Annotated in this window: 21 protein-coding genes, 1 tRNA gene and 1 other RNA gene; 8 read left to right on the forward strand and 15 right to left on the reverse strand. The window is 65.6% G+C overall.

The window, feature by feature from the left end; genetic code table 11:
- Positions 1 to 20 precede the first annotated feature (20 nt).
- Positions 21 to 119: signal recognition particle sRNA small type (gene ffs, locus ACROSR_RS07015), an RNA gene on the forward strand.
- Between the two features lie 77 nt (positions 120 to 196).
- Here ffs and ACROSR_RS07020 read toward each other — a convergent pair.
- Positions 197 to 679, reverse strand: a complete 483-nt coding sequence (locus ACROSR_RS07020) for a phosphatase domain-containing putative toxin (RefSeq protein ID WP_432683449.1) — start codon at positions 677 to 679, stop codon at positions 197 to 199.
- Positions 680 to 826: 147 nt separating this feature from the next.
- Between ACROSR_RS07020 and ACROSR_RS07025 the strand changes: the two genes are divergently transcribed.
- From ACROSR_RS07025 to recR, 3 genes are all read left to right on the forward strand, one after another.
- Positions 827 to 2,608 carry a DNA polymerase III subunit gamma/tau gene (locus tag ACROSR_RS07025; protein ID WP_432683451.1) on the forward strand — a complete coding sequence of 594 codons (1,782 nt, stop codon included), beginning with the start codon at positions 827 to 829 and terminating at the stop codon, positions 2,606 to 2,608.
- A gap of 103 nt (positions 2,609 to 2,711) precedes the next feature.
- A complete protein-coding gene (locus tag ACROSR_RS07030; protein WP_432683453.1) occupies positions 2,712 to 3,056 on the forward strand; it encodes a YbaB/EbfC family nucleoid-associated protein in 345 nt (114 codons plus the stop codon).
- 72 nt (positions 3,057 to 3,128) lie between these two features.
- Positions 3,129 to 3,722, forward strand: coding sequence for a recombination mediator RecR (gene recR / locus ACROSR_RS07035; RefSeq protein WP_432683455.1), 594 nt, complete (start codon positions 3,129 to 3,131; stop codon positions 3,720 to 3,722).
- 7 nt (positions 3,723 to 3,729) lie between these two features.
- On the opposite strand, the gene ACROSR_RS07040 is transcribed toward recR, so the two are convergent.
- The 10 genes from ACROSR_RS07040 to ACROSR_RS07085 form a co-directional block, all read right to left on the reverse strand.
- The gene (locus tag ACROSR_RS07040; protein ID WP_432683457.1) at positions 3,730 to 4,851 is read right to left on the reverse strand and encodes a beta-ketoacyl-ACP synthase III; all 1,122 of its coding nucleotides are present in this window, start codon (positions 4,849 to 4,851) and stop codon (positions 3,730 to 3,732) included.
- Between the two features lie 101 nt (positions 4,852 to 4,952).
- Positions 4,953 to 5,909: a 2-hydroxyacid dehydrogenase gene (locus ACROSR_RS07045; protein ID WP_432683459.1), complete on the reverse strand. Its 957-nt coding sequence runs from the start codon at positions 5,907 to 5,909 to the stop codon at positions 4,953 to 4,955.
- The gene (locus tag ACROSR_RS07050) at positions 5,906 to 6,244 is read right to left on the reverse strand and encodes a tRNA-binding protein (RefSeq protein ID WP_432683461.1); all 339 of its coding nucleotides are present in this window, start codon (positions 6,242 to 6,244) and stop codon (positions 5,906 to 5,908) included. The genes ACROSR_RS07045 and ACROSR_RS07050 overlap by 4 nt, the downstream gene beginning before the upstream one ends.
- Positions 6,237 to 7,052: a pyrroline-5-carboxylate reductase gene (gene proC / locus ACROSR_RS07055; RefSeq protein ID WP_432683463.1), complete on the reverse strand. Its 816-nt coding sequence runs from the start codon at positions 7,050 to 7,052 to the stop codon at positions 6,237 to 6,239. The genes ACROSR_RS07050 and proC overlap by 8 nt, the downstream gene beginning before the upstream one ends.
- Before the next feature lie 39 nt (positions 7,053 to 7,091).
- Entirely contained in the window at positions 7,092 to 7,592 is a 501-nt protein-coding gene (locus ACROSR_RS07060; protein ID WP_432683465.1) for a type III secretion system chaperone family protein, read from the reverse strand.
- 259 nt (positions 7,593 to 7,851) lie between these two features.
- Entirely contained in the window at positions 7,852 to 8,901 is a 1,050-nt protein-coding gene (locus ACROSR_RS07065; protein WP_432683467.1) for an energy transducer TonB family protein, read from the reverse strand.
- Positions 8,898 to 9,332, reverse strand: coding sequence for an ExbD/TolR family protein (locus ACROSR_RS07070; protein WP_432683469.1), 435 nt, complete (start codon positions 9,330 to 9,332; stop codon positions 8,898 to 8,900). Before ACROSR_RS07070 ends, ACROSR_RS07065 begins: the two co-directional genes overlap by 4 nt.
- Positions 9,329 to 9,724, reverse strand: coding sequence for an ExbD/TolR family protein (locus ACROSR_RS07075; RefSeq protein ID WP_432683471.1), 396 nt, complete (start codon positions 9,722 to 9,724; stop codon positions 9,329 to 9,331). The genes ACROSR_RS07070 and ACROSR_RS07075 overlap by 4 nt, the downstream gene beginning before the upstream one ends.
- Positions 9,708 to 10,535, reverse strand: coding sequence for a MotA/TolQ/ExbB proton channel family protein (locus ACROSR_RS07080; protein ID WP_432683473.1), 828 nt, complete (start codon positions 10,533 to 10,535; stop codon positions 9,708 to 9,710). Before ACROSR_RS07080 ends, ACROSR_RS07075 begins: the two co-directional genes overlap by 17 nt.
- A gap of 15 nt (positions 10,536 to 10,550) precedes the next feature.
- Positions 10,551 to 11,033 carry a hypothetical protein gene (locus ACROSR_RS07085; protein ID WP_432683475.1) on the reverse strand — a complete coding sequence of 161 codons (483 nt, stop codon included), beginning with the start codon at positions 11,031 to 11,033 and terminating at the stop codon, positions 10,551 to 10,553.
- Between the two features lie 330 nt (positions 11,034 to 11,363).
- Between ACROSR_RS07085 and ACROSR_RS07090 the strand changes: the two genes are divergently transcribed.
- The 4 genes from ACROSR_RS07090 (at position 11,364) to ACROSR_RS07105 (ending at position 14,580) form a co-directional block, all read left to right on the forward strand.
- A tRNA-Thr gene (locus ACROSR_RS07090) sits at positions 11,364 to 11,439 on the forward strand.
- Positions 11,440 to 11,749: 310 nt separating this feature from the next.
- Complete coding sequence (locus ACROSR_RS07095) at positions 11,750 to 12,730, forward strand: TRAP transporter substrate-binding protein (protein ID WP_432683476.1); 981 nt, start codon at positions 11,750 to 11,752, stop codon at positions 12,728 to 12,730.
- Between the two features lie 52 nt (positions 12,731 to 12,782).
- On the forward strand, positions 12,783 to 13,304 hold the full coding sequence (locus tag ACROSR_RS07100; protein ID WP_432683477.1) for a TRAP transporter small permease: 522 nt from the start codon (positions 12,783 to 12,785) through the stop codon (positions 13,302 to 13,304).
- Positions 13,297 to 14,580 carry a TRAP transporter large permease gene (locus ACROSR_RS07105; protein ID WP_432683479.1) on the forward strand — a complete coding sequence of 428 codons (1,284 nt, stop codon included), beginning with the start codon at positions 13,297 to 13,299 and terminating at the stop codon, positions 14,578 to 14,580. The genes ACROSR_RS07100 and ACROSR_RS07105 overlap by 8 nt, the downstream gene beginning before the upstream one ends.
- A gap of 64 nt (positions 14,581 to 14,644) precedes the next feature.
- Here the strand turns inward: ACROSR_RS07105 and ACROSR_RS07110 are convergent, their stop codons facing one another.
- The 4 genes from ACROSR_RS07110 to ACROSR_RS07125 all read right to left on the reverse strand — a co-directional run bounded on the left by ACROSR_RS07110 (position 14,645) and on the right by ACROSR_RS07125 (position 19,166).
- Complete coding sequence (locus ACROSR_RS07110; protein ID WP_432683481.1) at positions 14,645 to 16,312, reverse strand: amidohydrolase; 1,668 nt, start codon at positions 16,310 to 16,312, stop codon at positions 14,645 to 14,647.
- A 72-nt stretch (positions 16,313 to 16,384) separates the two neighbouring features.
- Positions 16,385 to 17,410: an ABC transporter substrate-binding protein gene (locus ACROSR_RS07115; RefSeq protein WP_432683483.1), complete on the reverse strand. Its 1,026-nt coding sequence runs from the start codon at positions 17,408 to 17,410 to the stop codon at positions 16,385 to 16,387.
- Between the two features lie 24 nt (positions 17,411 to 17,434).
- A complete protein-coding gene (locus ACROSR_RS07120) occupies positions 17,435 to 18,238 on the reverse strand; it encodes an ABC transporter permease (RefSeq protein WP_432683485.1) in 804 nt (267 codons plus the stop codon).
- On the reverse strand, positions 18,231 to 19,166 hold the full coding sequence (locus ACROSR_RS07125; RefSeq protein WP_432683487.1) for an ABC transporter permease: 936 nt from the start codon (positions 19,164 to 19,166) through the stop codon (positions 18,231 to 18,233). The genes ACROSR_RS07120 and ACROSR_RS07125 overlap by 8 nt, the downstream gene beginning before the upstream one ends.
- Between the last annotated feature and the right edge of the window lie 2 nt (positions 19,167 to 19,168).

Consider the following 19,168-nt stretch of genomic DNA (forward strand, 5'->3'; position numbering starts at 1 on the left):
CAGACAGTTACATCATGTTGCGAGAGGTTGGCGCGGGCAGGCACCTCGCCAACCCGGTCAGATCCGGAAGGAAGCAGCCGTAACGAGCCTCGCTTGGGTCGTTGTCCAACCTCTCACCTTTCCCCAAGGCTTTCGAAGGGGTTGCGCGGACAATCCGCGCATCTTCGATATATGATACCCGAAAAGACAGGCGGTTTCACCCGCGCATCGCCCAGGCGATCTGGGCCTCGGTTTCCACGGCACATGGGCGTACCGCACGCAACCGCTCAAGTGCGTGGTCGGGCCGCTCACCCGTTTCGATCATGAGCCGCAAGGCGATCATGCCAGACCGGCCGCAACCACCATTGCAATGCAGAAGGATTCGGCCCCCGCCCTTCAATGCGGCGCGCACCATCCGGCTCGTCGCACGCCAATCGGCGCACTGATCCGGCCCCGGCGCGCTGAAATCCCGCACGGGAAAGGAGATCCAGCGCGTGCCTGCCTTCAAAAGGTCCGCCCCGAGGCTTGGTGCGACACAGGAGTCCATCTCCTCCGACGTGACCAGACTGATCACGAAGGCCGGTTTCCAGTCGCTCAGATGCGCCATGTCCCCGGCGTAATCGCCACTTGCGCCCGGCAGAGGTGCCAGCGCAAGCGTGCCACCGCCCACGTGAAGCGCGTGGATCACGAAATCCGCCATCGCTCCGTCTCAGCCCTTGTCGCCGCCAACGCATTCTCCGATCAGTCTTGTGCAAGCATTGCCACAGCATGCGAAAAAAGCAAGCTGGACGACCCGCCTGCCCCGCCTTACCCTTGCATCCAGATCCGATTCCGAAAGGCGCGCCGCATGTCCGACACCGACCCCTCCGGCTATCAGGTCCTGGCCCGGAAATACCGGCCCGAAACCTTTGCCGACCTGGTCGGTCAGGACGCGATGGTGCGCACGCTCAAGAACGCGTTTCAGGCGGACCGGATCGCGCAGGCCTTCATAATGACCGGCATTCGTGGCACCGGCAAGACCACCACGGCCCGAATCATCGCAAAGGGCATGAACTGCATCGGCCCCGATGGAACCGGTGTGCCGACGACCGATCCCTGCGGCCTGTGCGAGCATTGCACGGCGATCATGGAAGGCCGGCATGTCGACGTGATGGAGATGGACGCGGCCTCGAACACCGGGGTCGGCAACATCCGCGAGATCATCGATTCGGTACATTACCGGGCGGCCTCGGCGCGCTACAAGGTCTACATCATCGACGAGGTGCACATGCTCTCGACGGGGGCGTTCAACGCGCTTCTGAAAACGCTCGAGGAGCCGCCCGCACATGTGAAGTTCATCTTCGCGACAACCGAGATCCGCAAGGTGCCGGTAACCGTGCTGTCGCGCTGCCAGCGATTCGACCTGCGCCGGATCGAGCCGGAGATGATGATCGACCTGCTGCGCCGCATCGCCGACCGCGAGGGCGCGCAAATCAGTTATGATGCGCTCGCCATGATCACCCGCGCCGCCGAAGGCTCGGCGCGTGATGCAACGTCGCTGCTCGACCAGGCGATCAGCCACGGCGCCGGCGAAACCACCCCCGATCAGGTGCGGGCGATGCTGGGTCTGGCGGATCGGGGCCGGGTGCTGGATCTGTTCGACATGATCGTGAAGGGCGACGCGGCAGGGGCCCTCGCCGAGCTTGGCGCGCAATATGCCGAAGGCGCGGACCCGCTGGCGGTGCTGCGCGACCTGTCCGAGATCACGCACTGGATTTCGGTGGTCAAGATCACGCCGGATGCCGCCGACGATCCCACCATCGGCCCCGATGAGCGCGCCCGCGGCCTCGACATGGCCGAGGCGCTGCCGATGCGTGTGCTGACACGAATGTGGCAGATGCTTCTGAAAGCGCTCGACGAGGTGGCCGAGGCACCCAATTCCATGATGGCCGCGGAGATGGCGATCATTCGCCTCACACACGTCGCCGACCTGCCCACGCCCGAGGATCTCGTGCGCCGGCTGCAGGATAACCCGCCCCCCGGTCCGGGCGGTGGTGGCGGCGGTGGCGGCGGCCAGCAGACACGGGCAGAGACCCAAGGCGCAACCGCGCGGGGCGACACCCTGCCCAGGCCCACCCATGCCGGCCCGGCCGGGCCGACCGCCGGCAGTGCGGGACCGGCCACGGCACTCGCACAGGGTCCCGAAGAGGCCCTCGCGCGGTATCCCAGCTTCGAGCATGTGCTGGACCTCGTCCGCGCCAATCGTGACGCCAAACTGCTGATCGAGATCGAAGGCTGTGTCCGGCTTGCCGCATATCGCCCCGGTCGGATCGAGTTCACGCCAACCACAGATGCGCCCGCCGACCTTCCACAGCGTCTTGGCAGCGCGCTGCAACGCTGGACCGGCAACCGGTGGACCGTGAGCATCGTGAATTCCGCCACCGCCCCAACGATTCGCGAGGCCCGCGACGCCGAGGCCGACGCGCTGGAAGCCGAGGCCCGTGCGCATCCGCTGGTGGCGGCCGTGTTCGCGGCCTTCCCCAAGGCGCGCATCACCGGGATCAAGACGCAACAGGACATGACCACCACGGCCGAGGACGACGCCCTGCCTGAGGTCGAGGACGAATGGGACCCGTTCGAGGACGAATGACGGCAAAGCTTGCCTGTCGCCTTTCCCGTGACGATATGCTTAAACGCGACACACACTATTTCGGCCCGCGGCAGCCGGGCCTCGATCCAGAGGAGATATCACGATGTTCAAGGGGTTGGGCCAGATGGGCGACATGGCCAAGATGATGAAATCGGCGCAGGAAATGCAGCAGAAGATGGCCGATCTGCAGGAAGAGCTGAAGACCATGATGGTCGAGGGCGAAAGCGGCGCGGGCCTCGTCAAGGCGACTTGCAGCGCCAAGGGTGAACTCAAGGGGATAGATATCGACCCGTCGATCTTCAACACAGAGGACAAGGAAGTGGCCGAAGACCTGATCCTCGCCGCGATCAAGGACGCGCAGGCCAAGGCGTCCGAACGCGCGCAGGAAGAGATGGGCAAACTGACCGAGGCCATGGGTCTCCCCAAGGATATGAAACTGCCCTTCTGAGGCATCGTTCATCTTTCCCCAAATACTCTCGCCGAAGGCGTCTTCATCCCGCGACCGGACCGGACGGACCCGTTGACCAGCACCCAGCATATCGACACCCTGATCGACATGATGGCCCGGCTGCCCGGTCTTGGGCCCCGGTCGGCTCGGCGTGCCGTGTTGCACATGATCCGCAAGCGCGCGGTCCTTTTGGCGCCCCTGGCCGAGCAGATGCGAAAGGTTGCGGAAACCGCGTGCGAGTGCCTGACCTGCGGCAATATCGGCAGCGCCGAGATCTGCGACATCTGCGCCAACCCGAAACGCGCCACCGGGCAGATCTGCGTGGTCGAGGATGTCGCGGATCTGTGGGCGATGGAACGCGGCCACGCCTTCAAGGGGCGCTATCATGTGCTGGGTGGCACCCTCTCGGCCCTCGACCAGGTCGGGCCGGACACGCTGCGCATCCCGGCGCTCGTGGAACGGGTGACGTCCGAAGAGATCACCGAGGTGATCCTCGCGCTCAACGCCACAGTAGAGGGCCAGACCACCGCGCATTACATCGCCGATCAGCTTGATGGGCGCGTGCGGCTGACATCGCTGGCACAGGGTGTGCCCATCGGGGGGGAACTCGATTACCTCGACGATGGCACGATCAGCGCGGCGCTGTCGGCCCGCAAGACGCTGTGACGGGGCGTCACGCCCGCTCGACCAGCACCGACCCGACGGAATAGCCCGCACCGAACGAACAGATCATGCCCCGATCACCCGGTTGCAGATCGTCCGAATATTGCGAAAACGCGATGATCGATCCGGCCGAGGACGTATTGGCATAATCCTGCAGGATATTGGGCTGTTCCCGCGGCTCCGGCACACGGCCCATGACCTTGCGGCCGATGAAATCGTTCATCGCCTTGTTCGCCTGGTGCAGCCAAAGGCGACGCAGGCTGTCTGCGGACACGCGCGCCTCTTGCAGATGCCCGAGAATATGCGCCGACACCAGCGGCAGCACCTCCTTGAAGACGCGGCGCCCGTCCTGAACGAATTGCATATCGCGCCGGTCGGCCAGGCCATCCGGCCGGCTGCGGCGCAAGAACCCGTTATTGTTGCGGATGTTGTTCGAGAACTTCGTGGCGCAGCGCGTTGATTCAATGAGGAACTGTGCGCCCTTGGCGGAATCGGCGGGCTCGATCACCACGGCGGTGCAGACATCGCCGAAAATGAAATGACAATCGCGGTCGCGCCATTCCAGATGGCCCGAGCAGATCTCGGGGCTGACCACCAGCGCCCGGCGCACGCTGCCCGCCCGGATCATGTCCGCCGCCGCCTGGATACCGAATGTCGCCGACGAGCAGGCGACATTCATGTCAAAGGCGAACCCGCGCGCGCCAAGGTAGGACTGTATCTCGATCGCGACGGCCGGATAGGGCCGCTCGTGATTGGACGCGGCACAGATGATCAGATCGATCTCGGACGCATCCCGACCCGCCTGCGCCAAGGCCTTGCCACAGGCATCGAGCGCCATCTCCGCCATGATCCCCGGCTCGTCGTTGCCGCGCGCCCGCAGGCGCGGATACATCACCTCGGGGTCCAGGATGCCGCGCTTTTCCATGACATGGCGCTGCTCGATCCCCGAGGCGCCGACGATGAACTCCGACGATGACGGCGCCTTCGCCTCGACCCGGCCGGCCGCGATATCATCGGCATGACGCGCGTTGAACTGCGCCGCATAGACGTTGAACGCCTCGACAAGTTCGGCGTTGGTGATCACCTCCGGCGGGGTGAAGACACCCGACCCGGTTATCGCGGGCTGACCCATCTTAGCTCTCCTCGCCTGTCGTGGCTTGACGCGTGCGGCGATACCGCATCAGGCTCCCGGTTCTTCTTGGCAAAAATACCCAGAATTCCCAACCTCACCGCTCAGTTCACCCGGTCGGGCGGGGCCTCACCGGCGAAAAAGGCGCGCAGGTTGTCCACCGCCTTAAGCCCCATCGCCTCGCGTACCTCCAGCGCGGCAGTCCCGAGATGCGGCAACAGCACGACATTCTCCATCGCGGTCAGCGCATCCGGCACCTCCGGCTCGTGCTCGTAGACATCAAGCCCCGCGCCGGCGATGCGCCGCTCTTGCAGGGCCGTGATCAGGGCGGCCTCGTCCACAACGTCACCGCGCGAGATGTTGACAAGATGCGCGGTCGGTTTCATCGCCGACAGGAACTCGGCGCCGATCAGGTGCCGGGTCTCGGCACCGCCGGGCACGGCGGCAACCACGATATCGGCCTGCGCGGCCACATCACCCGGCGTGTCGAGCTGCTGCGCCTCGATCTCGACCGCCTTGGGCGAGCGGTTGTAATAAACCACCTTCATGCCGAACCCGTCATGACAGCGCCGGGCGATCGCCTGCCCGATCCGGCCCATGCCGATGATACCGACGGTCTTTCCGGTGACATGCAGCCCAAGCATCTGCGTCGGGTTCCAGCCGGGCCAGCGCCCCGCGCGCACCAGCCGCTCGCCCTCGCCGGCACGGCGCGCACTCATCAGGATCAGCGTCATGGCGATGTCGGCCGTGGCATCGGTCACCGCGCCGGGCGTGTTGGTCACGGCGATGCCCGCGTTTCGCGCGGCCTCGACGTCGATATGATTATACCCGACCCCGAAATTCGCAAGAATCCGGCAGCGGCAGCTTTCGGCCTCGCTGAACACATCCGCCGAGAACAGGTCGCCAAGCGTCGGCAGGATGCCGTCATGAAGCGCCAGCGCGCCGCGCATCTGGCCGGGCTTCATCGGCGTCGTGTCGTCGCGCATCTCGACGTCGAAATGCTCTCTGGCCGCATCGACCACTTTCTGCGGCATGGGCCGTGTTATCAGAACCCGTTTCAATGCAACTTCTCTCCCAGGGGGACGTCTTGATCGGGGCGGACCAGAACGACATCGCCCGCCCTATCGCTCAGCCCCAGTACCAGCACCTCCGACAGGACCTTGCCGATCTGCCGGGGCGGAAAATTCACGACCGCCAGCACCTGCCGCCCGATCAGCGTCTCGGGGGTGTAATGCGCGGTGATCTGCGCGCTGGACCGTTTCACCCCCATGTCGGGGCCAAAATCGATCCACAACTTGAGCGCGGGCTTGCGCGCCTCGGGAAAGGGTTCGGCCCGCGTGACTTTGCCCACGCGAATATCGACCTTCACGAAGTCCTCGAACCCGATCTCAGCCATCGCGCAGATCCCGAGAGCGCCCTGCCGCGGCGGCGACCGTGCGCGCCATCAGCGGCGGCAACCCGTCCGTCTCGTTCATCAGCACTTCCAGCCCCGCCTGTGTCGTGCCGTTGGGGCTTGTCACGTTGCGGCGCAGCTCGGCCGGTGTCTCGTCGGCCGCCTCGGCCAGCGCGCCGGCCCCGGCCACGGTCGCCTGCGCCAGCTGCATCGCGAGATCCGGCGCAAGACCCTGCGCCTCGCCCGCCTTGGCCATGCATTCGATCATGTGAAACACATAGGCAGGCCCAGATCCCGAAAGACCGGTGACCGCGTCCATCTGGTCCTCGGTCTCGAGCCGCACAACCTGCCCTACGGCGCGCAGCAGCATGTCGGCCTGATCGAGCTGCGCCTCGGTTGCATGCGCATTGCCGATGATGGACGTGATCCCGCGACCGATGGCGGCGGGCGTGTTGGGCATCGCCCGCACAATCGGCGTGCTCTGTCCAAGCGCCTGTTCAAACACGGAAATCGGCGTGCCGGCGGCGACAGAAATGAACAGCGTTTCACCATTTCCCCTGTCGCGCAGCACCGGAAGGGCGTCACCCATCATCTGCGGCTTGACGGCGACAAGCACGATCGCAGGGGCTTCGGGCAGATCCGCGTTGATCCGCACGCCGGTCTCGCGCAACCAGTCCGACGGATTCGGGTCGATCACCCAGACCGAGGCGGGCGGCAGGCCATCGGCCAACCAGCCCTGCAACATGGCGCTGCCCATCTTGCCGCAACCCAGTAAAACAAGGCCGTTCTCGGCGACTTCCTGCATGCTCATGATGCTCCCCCGGTTTGGTCTGCTTTTCCGGGGACAGTGTTACGCGCGACCGTAAGCCTCTGCAATGGCGACCTGCATGGCCTGCTGCGGGGTCTGGTCGCCCCAGATGGCAAGTTGCAGTGCCGGGTAATACCGTTCGGCGCTAAGGACTGCCGCGTTCAGCAGGGCATCGATCTGCTCGGGGCTGGGGGCCTGCGCGCCCGCCATCACGAGCCCGTAGCGATAGACCATCAGCTTGTGCTCGCCCCACCATGTGAACGATCCGAACCAGCACTTATCATTGATTTCGTTGAGGATTTCAAACAGCACCGGCAGCCTGTCGGCGGGCGGCTCCATCTCGTAGGTGCAGACCAGACGCAGGGTTTCGTCGTGGTGCGACCATGCCAGCGTAAGCGAGTAGGTACGCCATTGCCCCTCGACTGCCATAGCGATCTGGTCGTCGCCGATGCGGTCGAAATCCCAATCGTGGTGTTCCGCGATATGTTCGACGATATCGATCGGGTGGATATCGTCCTGAAAGACATGTTCGGAAATTGCCATGGCGCCGCCTCGTTTGCTATAGCGCAAGAAGAGGTATCTCTCCCCAAGCGCTAGGTGCCTGCTCTACGGGCGGGGGCCAGTCCCCACGCCCATACCAGATATGGTGCGGTGGTCGGCACGTCCTGTAAAGCGATTTATTGCGGATGACAGCAATATCTTGTGGGTAAGTACGGTCGTGCCGCAATGCGCGGCCCCGGCCCGATCAGACCCGGCCCACCGTGACGCGTGCCTAACCGATCCGCGCCGCCGGGCCGGGCTGTCACCGTAGGGTAAAGGACATCGGCACCGAGAACTCCATCTGCGCGCGATCAAGGGCGCCGGGGATGCGCGGCAGTCGGGCGCGGCGCAAGGTGTCCATGATCGCCTGATCGAGCACCGTGTGCCCGGTGCCGCGTGTCAGGCGCGCGGCCGTGACCTGCCCGGCGGCGTTCATGCGGAACCAGACGGTGCCGGTCCCCTCCAGACCGGCGCTTTGTGCGCGGCGCGGATACTGCTTGGCCCGCGCAAGACGCGCCGCGACCGTCGCGGCGAAATCCGCGCGTGCGCCGGGGCGGCCACCGCCCTGCGCGTCATCGCCGCTGCCGCGCGTGTCGCCCTGCGACGCGCCGCTCCGGCCCTGTTGACCGGCCGGGGCGCGGCGCTCGGGCACGGAGCCTTCGGTGCGACGTTGCGCAGGCGCTGCCCCGGCCCGGTCGACCGCAGAGCTTTGTCCGGCCTCTTCAACGGATCGGGGGCGCGAGACGGGTCTGCGCGACACGCCGGGGGCCCCGCGCGGCACTGTTGCGACGACCGGATCAGTCGCCGCCACGTCGGGGATCGTTCGGGCAGAGGTGTCCGGCGCGACGACCTGAGCAGCGGGTATGGCAGGATCGGCCGCCGACGGGGGCACGACCGGCGCCACGGGTTCCGTCGGAACCGCCGTTTCGACCTGCGGCGATCCCGGCGCGGGCACCGGGCCGGGGGTCCGCGCGGTCGGTACGGTCTCTGCCGACACCTCCGGGGGCATGGATGGCGCGGACTCGTTTGTCACGTCGGCGGCCATCACGGGCGCAGCCGCATCCGGCGTCACGGGGTCCACCGGTTCGGCCTCGACGGGATCGACCGCACCGGGGGCCCGCCCGGCAGGACCCAGCCCGACCGTCAGGCCGCCCTGCCCGTCGGCGACGGCACCGCCGCGCGGCAAGGTTACGTACACGAACGCGGCACCCGCCAGATGCAGCCCGACCGCCAGCACCACCACGACAGCCACGCCCCCGCGTGGCAAGGCCGAAGGCATCGCCGGCACGCTATCGGGCCGCGACAGGCTCATCGGTCCGCCGGCAGGGTGATCAGGGTGACCTCACGCGCGCCAAGACCCCGCAACGCCTGCAGGACGGCCACCAGCGCGCGCGCCTCTCCGGTCCGGTCGGCGCGCAGGCGCACCGGCAGGTCGGGTGTCGCCCTCAGGCGCCGGCCCAGCCGGTCCAGCAACGCCGCGCGGTCCATCTCCTGGCCGTCAAGCGCCAGATCACCTGTCGGTCCCATCAGGATCTCGACCCCGTCAAGCCGCGCGGTGTCCGCGCTGGCAGCCTCGGGCGGGGCGACCTCGAACGGGTCGCCCGTGCTCAGCCGGCCGGCGACCATAAAGAAGATGAGCAGCAGGAACACGATGTTGATCAGCGGCAGTATGCGCGCATCCGCATCCTCGGGCGGGCGCGGGCGGGTCAGGCGCCGGGGCGCCGGGTCGGTCCGCCACCTCATGATCCCGTCCCCACGACGGTCAGGTTGCGCAGCCCCGCACGCGCCAGCCGATCAAGCACATCCACCAGCGCGCCGGTGTCCACACCGTCGCGCGGCAGGATCAGCAGCGCCGCATCCGGATCATCCGCGCGCCGCGCACGCAGTCGGTCGACAAGCGCGAGCATCGGCACCGTCTCGCCGGCGAACCGCAGGCCCTGCGCCGTCACTTCGACCAGCACCGCGCCGCGCATCTCGCCGCCGGCACCGCTGCCCGAGGCCCGAAGCGGGATCGCCCGCCAGTCCTGAAAGTTCGAGGCCAGCATGAAGAATACCAGCAGGATGAACACCACGTCTATCAGCGGTGTCAGGCTGATGCGCAGGGGCGGCCGGACGCGGTCATTCAGCCGCGGCATGCCACGCCTCGGTGGTCGCCGCGGCCGGCGCGGGCGGCGCCGCCGCAAAGATCGCCGACAGGGCCGATTCGGTGGCGTGCGCGCTACGCTCGATCCGGCGGTCGATCCAGTTGACCGCCGCAAGCGTCGGGATCGCCACGGCGAGGCCGAGCGCGGTGGTCAGAAGCGCCTCCCATATGCCGCCCGACAGGACCGCCGGATCGACGCGGCTGCCCGCCGCCTCAAGCTGGGCGAAGGCAGAGATCATCCCCAGAACGGTGCCGAAAAGCCCCAGCAGCGGCGCGGTTGCCGCGATCACCTCGAGCGGGCGCATCCAGTTGCGCAAACCGTCCAGCGCATCCCCGGCCACGCGCCACGCCTCTTCGCGGGCGCGCGCCTCTGGTATGCCGGCGGCCAGATCGGCCATCGCGCCATGCGCGGCGCGCGCCGGCAGCGAACGGCCACGCGCGATGCTGACGAGCGCCGCGTCCCGCGCCCCGCCGCGCCACTGCGACACCGCCGCGCGCAGGCGGGCGCAGGGCGCGGGGCGAACGCGCGCGAGATGCCAGATCTTGCCGAGGATCAGGCAAAGCGACAGCACGGAAAGCGCCGCGAGCAGCCAGGCCACCGGTCCGCCCGCCGCCAGCGTCTCTCGGGCCTGCGCGAGTGCCGTCAGGACCTGTGTCATGACGTCCTGGGGGCCGGGATCGGCGGGGACGGGATCTGTCGGGCGGATGTCAGGCGGCAGGGCGGTGTCCGATGTCGATCCGGCCTGACCGCCTGATGTCACCCCTGGCGTGTCGGAGGCATCGATGGTGAGTTCGGAATCCATCACGTCAGCCTTTCATCACCGAATGAAGTCGACATTGCCCCGGCCCGACACCTGCAGCGCGGCATCGCATGTCGTGGTCGGATCGACACGGTCGGGGCTGCATGTCAGCACCTCGTTCAGCAGGACGCGCCCAACAATGTCGCAGTCAAGTTCGGCCATGTCGAACGCCTTGACCTGCGTGCGCCCCGCATCCAGCGGCCCGAGCGCCACCGCGAGACGCCGTTCGATCACACCGTCCGTGTCGAACACCACGAGGTCGAGCGACAGCGTGTCGAGCGGCGTCTCGGTACGGTTCGACAGCACCATGTAACTGCGGCAGGCCGCGCCCGTCTGTTCCAGCTTGTTCAGTTCGACCGCGAGGGTCGGGCCGGTGTCCGCGTCCTGCGCCCCCGAGGCATCGCCAGACAGCGCAACGATGGTGGCAACGGCACCCATGATGACCAGCCGGCCGGTCCTTGCACCTGGTCGAGCGGGCGTGTGGCGGTAAGAGGTCTGCATGGCTTCGGTTTCCTGTCTGCGATGCCTGAAGGTGATATGAAGTAACACGCCCCGGCGCAAGGGACAGGTCGCATCGGCGCTGCAAGACAAAAGGGTCAGTCAGACCAAGGATCCGCCGCATGTCCGGTGGCCGTACCGCAGGCCGACGCTGCATCGTCGGCCGCTCCCACAGCGTCGCGCACGGCACATCCCATAAGATCACCGGGGCATGCGTTCGGCACCCCGAACACGCCGGCACCCGCGACGACAATCGCGCGTCAAAAACACGGTGCAACCGGTATCTTCCCCACTTGCGGGCGTTCTCTCGAATGTTTAAACGACACACTCAGCGCCCCAATAGCTCAGTCGGTAGAGCAACTGTTTCGTAAATAGTAGGTCGGCGGTTCAAGTCCGTCTTGGGGCACCACTGCATCAGTCAAAGCATTGATTTTTAATAGCCTTCAACATCAGGGCCTTTATCGCGGCCGGGCCCTGGATCTAGGTGGCCGGCAGATTCCTGGGCTTGGCGTTCACACTCACGGGTTCTTTTGGCTGCGTCGCCTCCGACACCCTCATGCCGCCGAACCAAGCGATCCGGTTGTCGAAGATCGCGTCCGACGGGCCCGACTGTCGGCACAGGTCCGCGCGTGTCGCACCTGACCCGCCGTCGCGTGGGCGGGGTTGCCACGCAAAACCCCCTTGGATAATGACAGATGACACATAGTGGGAGGAAATCCATGACATTCGTTTTCAGCCGCATTGCCGTAGCCGGTTCTCTCGTTGCGCTTGGCCTGCCGGCTTTTGCCCAGACCGAGATCAAGATTGCCTACGCCCTTGCCACCGACAGCCATTACGGCGTCGCCGCCAACACGTTCGAAGAGGTCGTGCTTTCCGAGACCGGCGACCAGTTCGAGTTCACTCATTTCCCGTCGTCGGGTCTTGGCGGCGAGCGGGAAGTGATCGAGGGGCTGCAGATCGGCACCATCGAGGCGACCATCGTGTCCTCGGGCACGCTGGCGAATTTCGTCCCGGAAACCGGCGTCTTCGACATCCCCTTCCTGTTCCGCGATCTGGCGCACGCGCGCGCCGTGCTCGACGGGCCGATCGGGCAGGACATTCTGGCCAGGTTCGACAGCGTCGGTCTGCACGGGCTGGCCTGGGGCGAGCAGGGTTTCCGCCACATCACCAACAACCGCAACCCGATCGAGACGCCGGCCGATGTCGAGGGGCTGAAGATCCGCACGATGGAAAACCCCGTGCATCTCAAGGCGTTCAACGCCATGGGCGCAGCCCCCACCCCGATGGCCTGGCCCGAGGTGATCTCGTCACTGCAGCAGGGCGTGATCGACGGACAGGAAAACCCGCTTTCGGTGATCGTGTCCGTGAAGCTTGACGAAGTGCAGGAATACCTGACGCTTTCGGGCCACGTCTATTCCCCGGCAATGCTGCTGGTGTCCAAGCCATTCTGGGAGGGGCTCGACGACTCGCAGAAAGCCGCGTTCGAGACCGCCGCGGCAGAGGCCGTGACGGCGATGCGCGGCTATGTCGATGATGTCGAGACCAGCGGCGTGGAAACGCTGAAAGACCGGGGCATGACCGTCAACGCGCTGTCGGCCGAGGAAAAGACCCGCTTTCAGGAGTCGATCGCCTCGGCCTATGACGACTATTACGAGACCTACGGCCAGGAGTTGGTCGACGCGATCGTGAATTTCGAGTGATACGTCACCGCCGGCGCCGCCATGGCGCCGGCTTGTCTGCCGGGGGCGCGCCTTGAAACGGTTGGAACGCGCATTCGTTTTCCTGAATGCCTGGGCCCTAATCGTCATGCTGTCGGCCATGACCCTTGTGATCGGGGCGAACATCACGTCGCGCTACCTGACCGGACATTCCGTTGCATGGGCCGACGAGGTGGCGCGCTACCTGATGATATGGCTGACCTTCACCGGAGCGGGGCTGATCCTGCGCACGGGTGGCCACGTGGCCATCACCCGGTTGCAGGAGGTATTGCCCGACACCGGGCAGAAACTGATGCGTGCGGCCATCGTCGTGGGGCTGCTGATCTTTTTCGGGTTCATGGTCCATGTCGGCCTGCAATACGCGCAGCGCATGCAGTTCCAGTCGACACCGGCGCTGCGCATCCCCTTCGTCTATGTCTATGCCGCGATGCCGATCGGTTTTGGCCTGCTCATCATCCACCTTCTGATCATTGCACGCGGCTTTATCAGCGCGGGCGACTACAAGCGGCGCGACGAGACAGAGACCGGCGCGTTGCCGGGTGAACCCAATGGCTGAGATCCTGTTCCCGGCGCTCTTCATCCTGCTGGCGCTCGGCCTGCCGGTGGCCTTCGCGATGGCGATCGCGGTCTTCGCCGCGCTCAGCTTCGGGTCGAGCTATCCGCATATCGTGGTGGTCAAGGAGATGTTCGCGGGCCTCGACAGCTTTCCGCTGCTGGCGGTGCCGTTCTTCATCCTCGCCGCCGAGATCATGACAGGCGGTGCCGTGACGCTGGCGATCCTGCGCCTTGCGCAATCGCTGGTGGGGCACATGCGCGGCGGGCTGGGGCATGCCAATGTCGTCAGTTCGGCGATGTTCGCGGGCATTTCCGGCAGTGCGCTGGCCGATGCCGCCGGTCCCGGCACGATGATGATCCGGATGATGGAAAAGGGCGGCTACGACCGCGCCTATGCCGGGGCGCTGACCATCGCCAGTTCCGTCGTCGGGCCGATCATCCCGCCCTCGATCACCATGATCATCTACGCCATGCAGGACCAGCAGGTTTCGGTCGGATCGCTCTTCATGGCCGGCGTGCTGCCGGGGCTGCTGATCACCGTGCTGGTGCTGGTGGCGAATGCGCGCGTCAGTCACGTGCGCGGCTATGCGTCGGGCGCGGCCATGCCCCCACTGCGCGAGATCGCCCGCCTTGCCTTTTACGCGCTGCCAGCGCTTTTTTTGGTGCTGCTGATCGTCGGCGGCATCCGCTTTGGCATCTTCACACCCACCGAGGCATCGGTGATCGCGGTGTTCTACGCGCTTGTGGTCGGCATGTTCGTCTACCGGTCGCTGCACCTGCGCGACCTGCCCGACATCATCCTGCGCGCGGCGCTGACCTCTGGGGCGGTGCTGCTGATTCTGGGCGCGGCGCGGGCCTTTGCCTGGGTCCTGATCATCGAGAGCATCCCGCAATTCCTGGCCGAGACGATCATCGCCTGGGACCTGTCGCCGCTGGTGTTTCTGCTTTGCGTCAACGTGCTGCTGCTTGCCTTCGGCCTGTTCATGGACCCGCTGCCGGGGGTGATGATCCTTGTGCCGATCCTTGCACCGATCAGTCTGGCCCTTGGCATCGACCCCAACCATTTCGCGATCGTGGTGATCGTCAACCTGACCATCGGCCTGACCACACCGCCGGTCGGCAGCCTGATCTTCGTCGTTTCTTCGACAGTGCGCTTGAAACCGTCGGTCCTGATCGGGGAAATGCCGCCCTTCTTCCTTGCATTGGCGGCAGCGTTGCTGCTTATCACCTTCGTCCCGGTCCTGTCGACGTGGCTACCGACGGCAAGCGGGTTCTGAAATCCGGCGCAGATGGCTGAACGGCCGGGCGCCGCGCCTCATCAACGGCAGGCCGCAGCGGTGCTTAGGCCTCCCAGGTGACACGCCCGGCGCACAGGGTCAGCGTCGCGCGGGCCCGGTCAAGGTCGGACGGCGGCATCGACGCGAGATCGTCGGACATGACCACGACATCGGCCATCATGCCGCGCCGCAGCATGCCCTTGCGGTGTTCGTTGAATTCCAGCCATGCATTGTCGGCCGTGTAGCTCTTGAGCGTCTCCATGAGCCCCTGACTCTGGTCGCGCCACGGCGCGCCCAGAGTCAGCGGTGCGACGGCGGCCTTGACGCTTGGCATGACCTCGACCCCGATGACCGGCCAATCGGTGGAAAAGCACAGCCGCGGCGCAACGCGGCGCAGATCGCGCCAGGCAAAGGTCAGCGGGATCTGGTCATCATGCAGCAGGTCCGACATGCCCGCCGCGGGAAAAATGCCACCAAAAGGCGCGTGGCCGGGCTGCATCGATGCGACGACGTCGAGTGTGCCAAAGCGCGGCAGATCGTCGGGATGCAGCACCTCGATATGCTCGACCCTGTGGCGCGCGTCGCGCACCCCGTTGGCTGTGCGCGCCGCCTCATAGCCGTCAAGCGTACGGCGGATCGCCAGATCGCCGATGGCATGGGTTGCGATCTGGAACCCCATGGCGTCGGCGCGGATGCAGGCGGCGTTGAAATGGTCGGGGTCGAACACCGCGTCGCCGACGTGATCGGTGCCGGGATAGGGCCGCAGCATCAGCGCGGTGCGGCTTTCGGTGACACCGTCCATGAACATCTTGACCCGGTTGCACCACAGCATGTCGGTATCATACCGGCGCCGCATCTCGGCGGCCTCGTCAAAGCGGTCGAGCGGGTCGAAGCTTTTGTAATGAAAGGGTATCTCGGTGCGGCAGAGAAGCGTGCCCTCGGCCTCCATTTCCGACAGCAGGTCAAGCTGGTAGAAATTGCCATCCATGTTGTGCAGCCCGGTGATGCCGTGGCTGGCACAGTGTTTCATGCCGCGCGCGATCGCCGCCTTGTCGCGGGCGCGTTCGGCGGGTGTCGCGGGCGGCTCGGGATCGGCGCCGGTGATCAGCCCCATCATGTCGCGCCCGGCATGGCGCGTCAGACGCAGGACCGGCGCGTAGGCCGAGGGTTCCTGCAATTCGCCGGTGGCCAGACCGTCCTCGCCCATCACGATTTGCGCGCCCTTGTCCACGACAGCGCCATGCAGCAGGCCCGCCGCGTCAAGCGCCTTGGTGTTGGCCCAGATCGTGTGGTGATCGGGAGCGAACATCGCGAAGGGTCGGTCGGGCAGCACCCGGTCGAGATCGTGGCGGGTGGTGGCACGGCCATGGCCCAGGATCGCGTAATCGGCCTGCACGGCGAAGACGACGGTGTCGTCGGGGCAATCTGCGGCCCAGTCGCGGACCTTTTGGGTCAGCGCGTCTTCGCCGGTGACGCCGTAGAGGTCGAGATACCCAAGCTCTACCGAGCCACCGAAAAGATGCACATGGCTGTCAATGAAGCCCGGCAGCACGGTCGCGCCGCCCGCGTCGAATACCCTTGTGCCGGGACCGGCCAGTGCGCGGATCTCCGATGTGGTGCCGACCGCCGCGATCAGCCCCCCGGCGATCGCCAGCGCCTCGGCGTGGGGGCGGTCGGGATCGAAGGTGACGAGGCGACCGTTGAGGATCACTGTATCTGGCGGCTGGGTCATGCGGGCCTCAATTTCGGGGTCGGCAAGGGGTCCTCGCGGCCCGCGCACAAGGCGGGGCCGCGAGGGGTGCGATCATTTCTGAACTTCGGTCCAGATCGCGCTGTAGATCGTCTGCACCTCGGGCGGGCAGGTCTTGGACAGGTACCCCGCATCGGCAAGCTCGTCAGGGATGATCACCTCGGGAGCGTTCGCCATGACCTCGTCCATGTACTGCTCGGACCCGTCGATGCCGTTGGCGTAGCGCGCAAAGTTCGACAGCATCGCGGCGTTCTCGGGCGCCATGATGAAGTTGAGGAAGGTGCGCGCGTTCTCGACATTCTCGGCATCGGCGAGGATCGCGGCGTTGTCCATCCAGATCGGGAAGCCCTCTTGCGGGTAGCCGAACTGAATATCCTCGTTCTGGAGGCGCGAGCGCAGCGAGGCCCCGTTCCAGTTCACGCCGGCGGCGAGATCGCCCTTGGCGAATTTCTCGATGTTGCCGTACGCCATCGACAGCCAGTGCTGCTTGGCCTCGACCACCTTGTCGCGCACCTTTTCCAGAAGCGCCTTGTCACCGGTGCACTGCTCGCCGCCCATGTACTGGATCGCCATGCCCATGACGTCGTTCATTTCCGGCACGACGTTGATCTTGCCCTGCAACTCCTCTGGCGGGTCGAAGATCAGACCGGCGGTGTGGATATTGCCGTCGTAGACCGCGGTGTCGACGGTCACGCCCACGGTGCCCCATTGCCACGGCACGGTGTATTCGCGGCCCGGATCGAATTCGACATCGACCCACCGTTCGGACATGTGTTCGAAATTCTCCATCTCGTTGGGGTTCGATTTCATGAGCAGCCCCTCACCGATGAAGATCGGCACATAGGTGCCCGAGGGCACCACGATGTCGAAGCCGTGACCGCCGGCCTTGATCTTGGCAAGCGCGGTGTCGTTGCTGTCGTAATCGGTGATCGTGACGTCGATGCCGGTCTCTGCCTCGAACTTCTCGATCATCTCGGGGCTGGTGTAGTTGCCCCAGTTGTAGATGTTGAGCTCGCCCTCGGCGAGGGCGGCGGTGCCGGCGACGGCCAGCACGGCGGTGGTGGCGTATAGATGTCTCATGGTGGATCCTCCTGTTGGATGGGGTTATTTCTTTTTGCGGCTGAGCAGGAAAAAGCCCGTCACCAGTATAACCGAGACAGCAAGAAGTGCGGTGGAAATCGCATTGATCTCGGGGGTGATGACGCGGCGCAACTGCCCCAGCATGTAGGTGGGCAGGGTATCCTGCCCGGCGGACTTTACGAATTCGGTGATAACCACGTCATCCAGCGAGATGACGAAGGCCAGCATCGCACCGGCAAGGATGCCGGGGAAAAGCTGCGGCAGGGTGATGCGACGAAACACCTGAAAGGGCGTGCCGTAAAGATCCGACGCCGCCTGTTCGAGGCTGAGATCCATCCCCTGCAGCCGCGCGCGGATCGGCATGTAGGCAAAGGGCAGGCAGAACGCCGCATGCGCAAGGATCAGGTACCAAAGCCCGGTATAGCCGGTCCAGACCTTGATCATCGCGAAAAAGATCAGCAGGGCGACGGCGGTCACGATTTCCGGCACCATCAGCGGCTGGTTGATCAGCGCGAAGGCCAGCGTCTGGCCGCGCCAGGGCGTCGTGCGGGTGGTGGCCAGTGCCGCCAGTACCGCCGCGGTCGCGGCCAGCGCCGAGGCCGAGACGGCGAGGATCAGCGACCGCATGGTGGCGGCCTGCACCTTTTCATTGTCCCATGCCGAGACGTACCAACGCCACGAGAACCCTTCCCAGATGGCGATCGAGCTGCCGGCGTTGAACGAGTAGATCACCAGCAGGATGATCGGCAAGTAGAGCACCACGAAGCAGAACAGCGCCACCGTGGTGAAGCCGGGCTGCCGGCGGACATCGAAGCCGCGCTTAGACATGGCGTTCGCCCTCGCGCCCGATGGCGCGCACGTAGAACAGCAGCGCGACCGACACCAACACCAGCAGCGTCAGCGACAGCGCCGCCCCCAGCGGCCAGTTGCGCAACTGCCCGAATTGCAGCTCTATCAGGTTGCCGAGCATCAACTGCTTGCCGCCGCCCAGCACCCGCGGGGTGACATAGGCCCCTAGGCACGGCACGAAGACGAGGATCGAGCCCGCCACCACGCCGGGCTTGACCAGCGGGAAGATCACCTTGCGCAGCACCTCGAGCCTTGTGGCGTAAAGGTCGTAGGCGGCCTCTACGAGGCTGAAATCCAGACGCTCCATCGAGGCGTAGATCGGCAGGATCATCAGCGGCAGGTAGACATAGGTCATGCCCAGAAGCAGCGAGAATTCGGTGAACAGCATCTGGATCGGCTGTTCGATCACGCCGAGCCAGATCAGCACGGTATTGAGCGTGCCCTGGTTGCGGATGAGTTCCATGATCGCGAAGGTCCGGATCAGCAGGTTCGTCCAGAACGGGATCATGATCAGCAGCATCCACACGTCTCGCTGTCCGCGAGGCCGGGTGGCGATGAAATAGGCTGTGGGAAAGCCGAAGAGGAAGGCGAGGATCATCGTCAGGATTGACAGCTTGACCGACCGCCAGAGGACCGACAGATGCGCGTCGGCCAGTTGCAATTCGCCGGTGAAGAAGTCGCGCTCGACCACGACGTTCATCCACGCCTTGGTCGAGAAGTCCCACACCACGCCGCCGTAATCTCCGGGGGTCAGGAACGAGTAGACCAGCACGATCAGCAACGGCCCGGTGGCCGCGACCAGCAGGATCAGCATGGCCGGTGCCAGCAGCAGCGCGCGGGTGTTGCGGATTCGGCGGGCGCGCGAGGCGGCGAGGCCGGTTGCGTAATGGGTGGCGTGATCGGTCATCG

Origin of the sequence: Roseovarius tibetensis, from assembly GCF_050896375.1 — a bacterium.
Lineage (GTDB): Bacteria > Pseudomonadota > Alphaproteobacteria > Rhodobacterales > Rhodobacteraceae > Roseovarius > Roseovarius tibetensis.

Bases quoted from the DNA above. Each gene is read 5' to 3' on its own strand.
- ACROSR_RS07110 (WP_432683481.1), bottom strand. From the start codon at position 16,312: ATGACCCAGCCGCCAGATACAGTGATCCTCAACGGTCGCCTCGTCACC.
- ACROSR_RS07025 (WP_432683451.1), top strand. From the start codon at position 827: ATGTCCGACACCGACCCCTCCGGCTATCAGGTCCTGGCCCGGAAATAC.
- ACROSR_RS07095 (WP_432683476.1), top strand. From the start codon at position 11,750: ATGACATTCGTTTTCAGCCGCATTGCCGTAGCCGGTTCTCTCGTTGCG.
- ACROSR_RS07115 (WP_432683483.1), bottom strand. From the start codon at position 17,410: ATGAGACATCTATACGCCACCACCGCCGTGCTGGCCGTCGCCGGCACC.
- ACROSR_RS07070 (WP_432683469.1), bottom strand. From the start codon at position 9,332: ATGAGGTGGCGGACCGACCCGGCGCCCCGGCGCCTGACCCGCCCGCGC.
- ACROSR_RS07125 (WP_432683487.1), bottom strand. From the start codon at position 19,166: ATGACCGATCACGCCACCCATTACGCAACCGGCCTCGCCGCCTCGCGC.
- ACROSR_RS07105 (WP_432683479.1), top strand. From the start codon at position 13,297: ATGGCTGAGATCCTGTTCCCGGCGCTCTTCATCCTGCTGGCGCTCGGC.
- ACROSR_RS07080 (WP_432683473.1), bottom strand. From the start codon at position 10,535: ATGGATTCCGAACTCACCATCGATGCCTCCGACACGCCAGGGGTGACA.
- ACROSR_RS07075 (WP_432683471.1), bottom strand. From the start codon at position 9,724: ATGCCGCGGCTGAATGACCGCGTCCGGCCGCCCCTGCGCATCAGCCTG.
- proC (WP_432683463.1), bottom strand. From the start codon at position 7,052: ATGAGCATGCAGGAAGTCGCCGAGAACGGCCTTGTTTTACTGGGTTGC.
- ACROSR_RS07050 (WP_432683461.1), bottom strand. From the start codon at position 6,244: ATGGCTGAGATCGGGTTCGAGGACTTCGTGAAGGTCGATATTCGCGTG.
- ACROSR_RS07085 (WP_432683475.1), bottom strand. From the start codon at position 11,033: ATGCAGACCTCTTACCGCCACACGCCCGCTCGACCAGGTGCAAGGACC.
- ACROSR_RS07040 (WP_432683457.1), bottom strand. From the start codon at position 4,851: ATGGGTCAGCCCGCGATAACCGGGTCGGGTGTCTTCACCCCGCCGGAG.
- ACROSR_RS07030 (WP_432683453.1), top strand. From the start codon at position 2,712: ATGTTCAAGGGGTTGGGCCAGATGGGCGACATGGCCAAGATGATGAAA.
- ACROSR_RS07020 (WP_432683449.1), bottom strand. From the start codon at position 679: ATGGCGGATTTCGTGATCCACGCGCTTCACGTGGGCGGTGGCACGCTT.
- ACROSR_RS07065 (WP_432683467.1), bottom strand. From the start codon at position 8,901: ATGAGCCTGTCGCGGCCCGATAGCGTGCCGGCGATGCCTTCGGCCTTG.
- ACROSR_RS07120 (WP_432683485.1), bottom strand. From the start codon at position 18,238: ATGTCTAAGCGCGGCTTCGATGTCCGCCGGCAGCCCGGCTTCACCACG.
- ACROSR_RS07060 (WP_432683465.1), bottom strand. From the start codon at position 7,592: ATGGCAATTTCCGAACATGTCTTTCAGGACGATATCCACCCGATCGAT.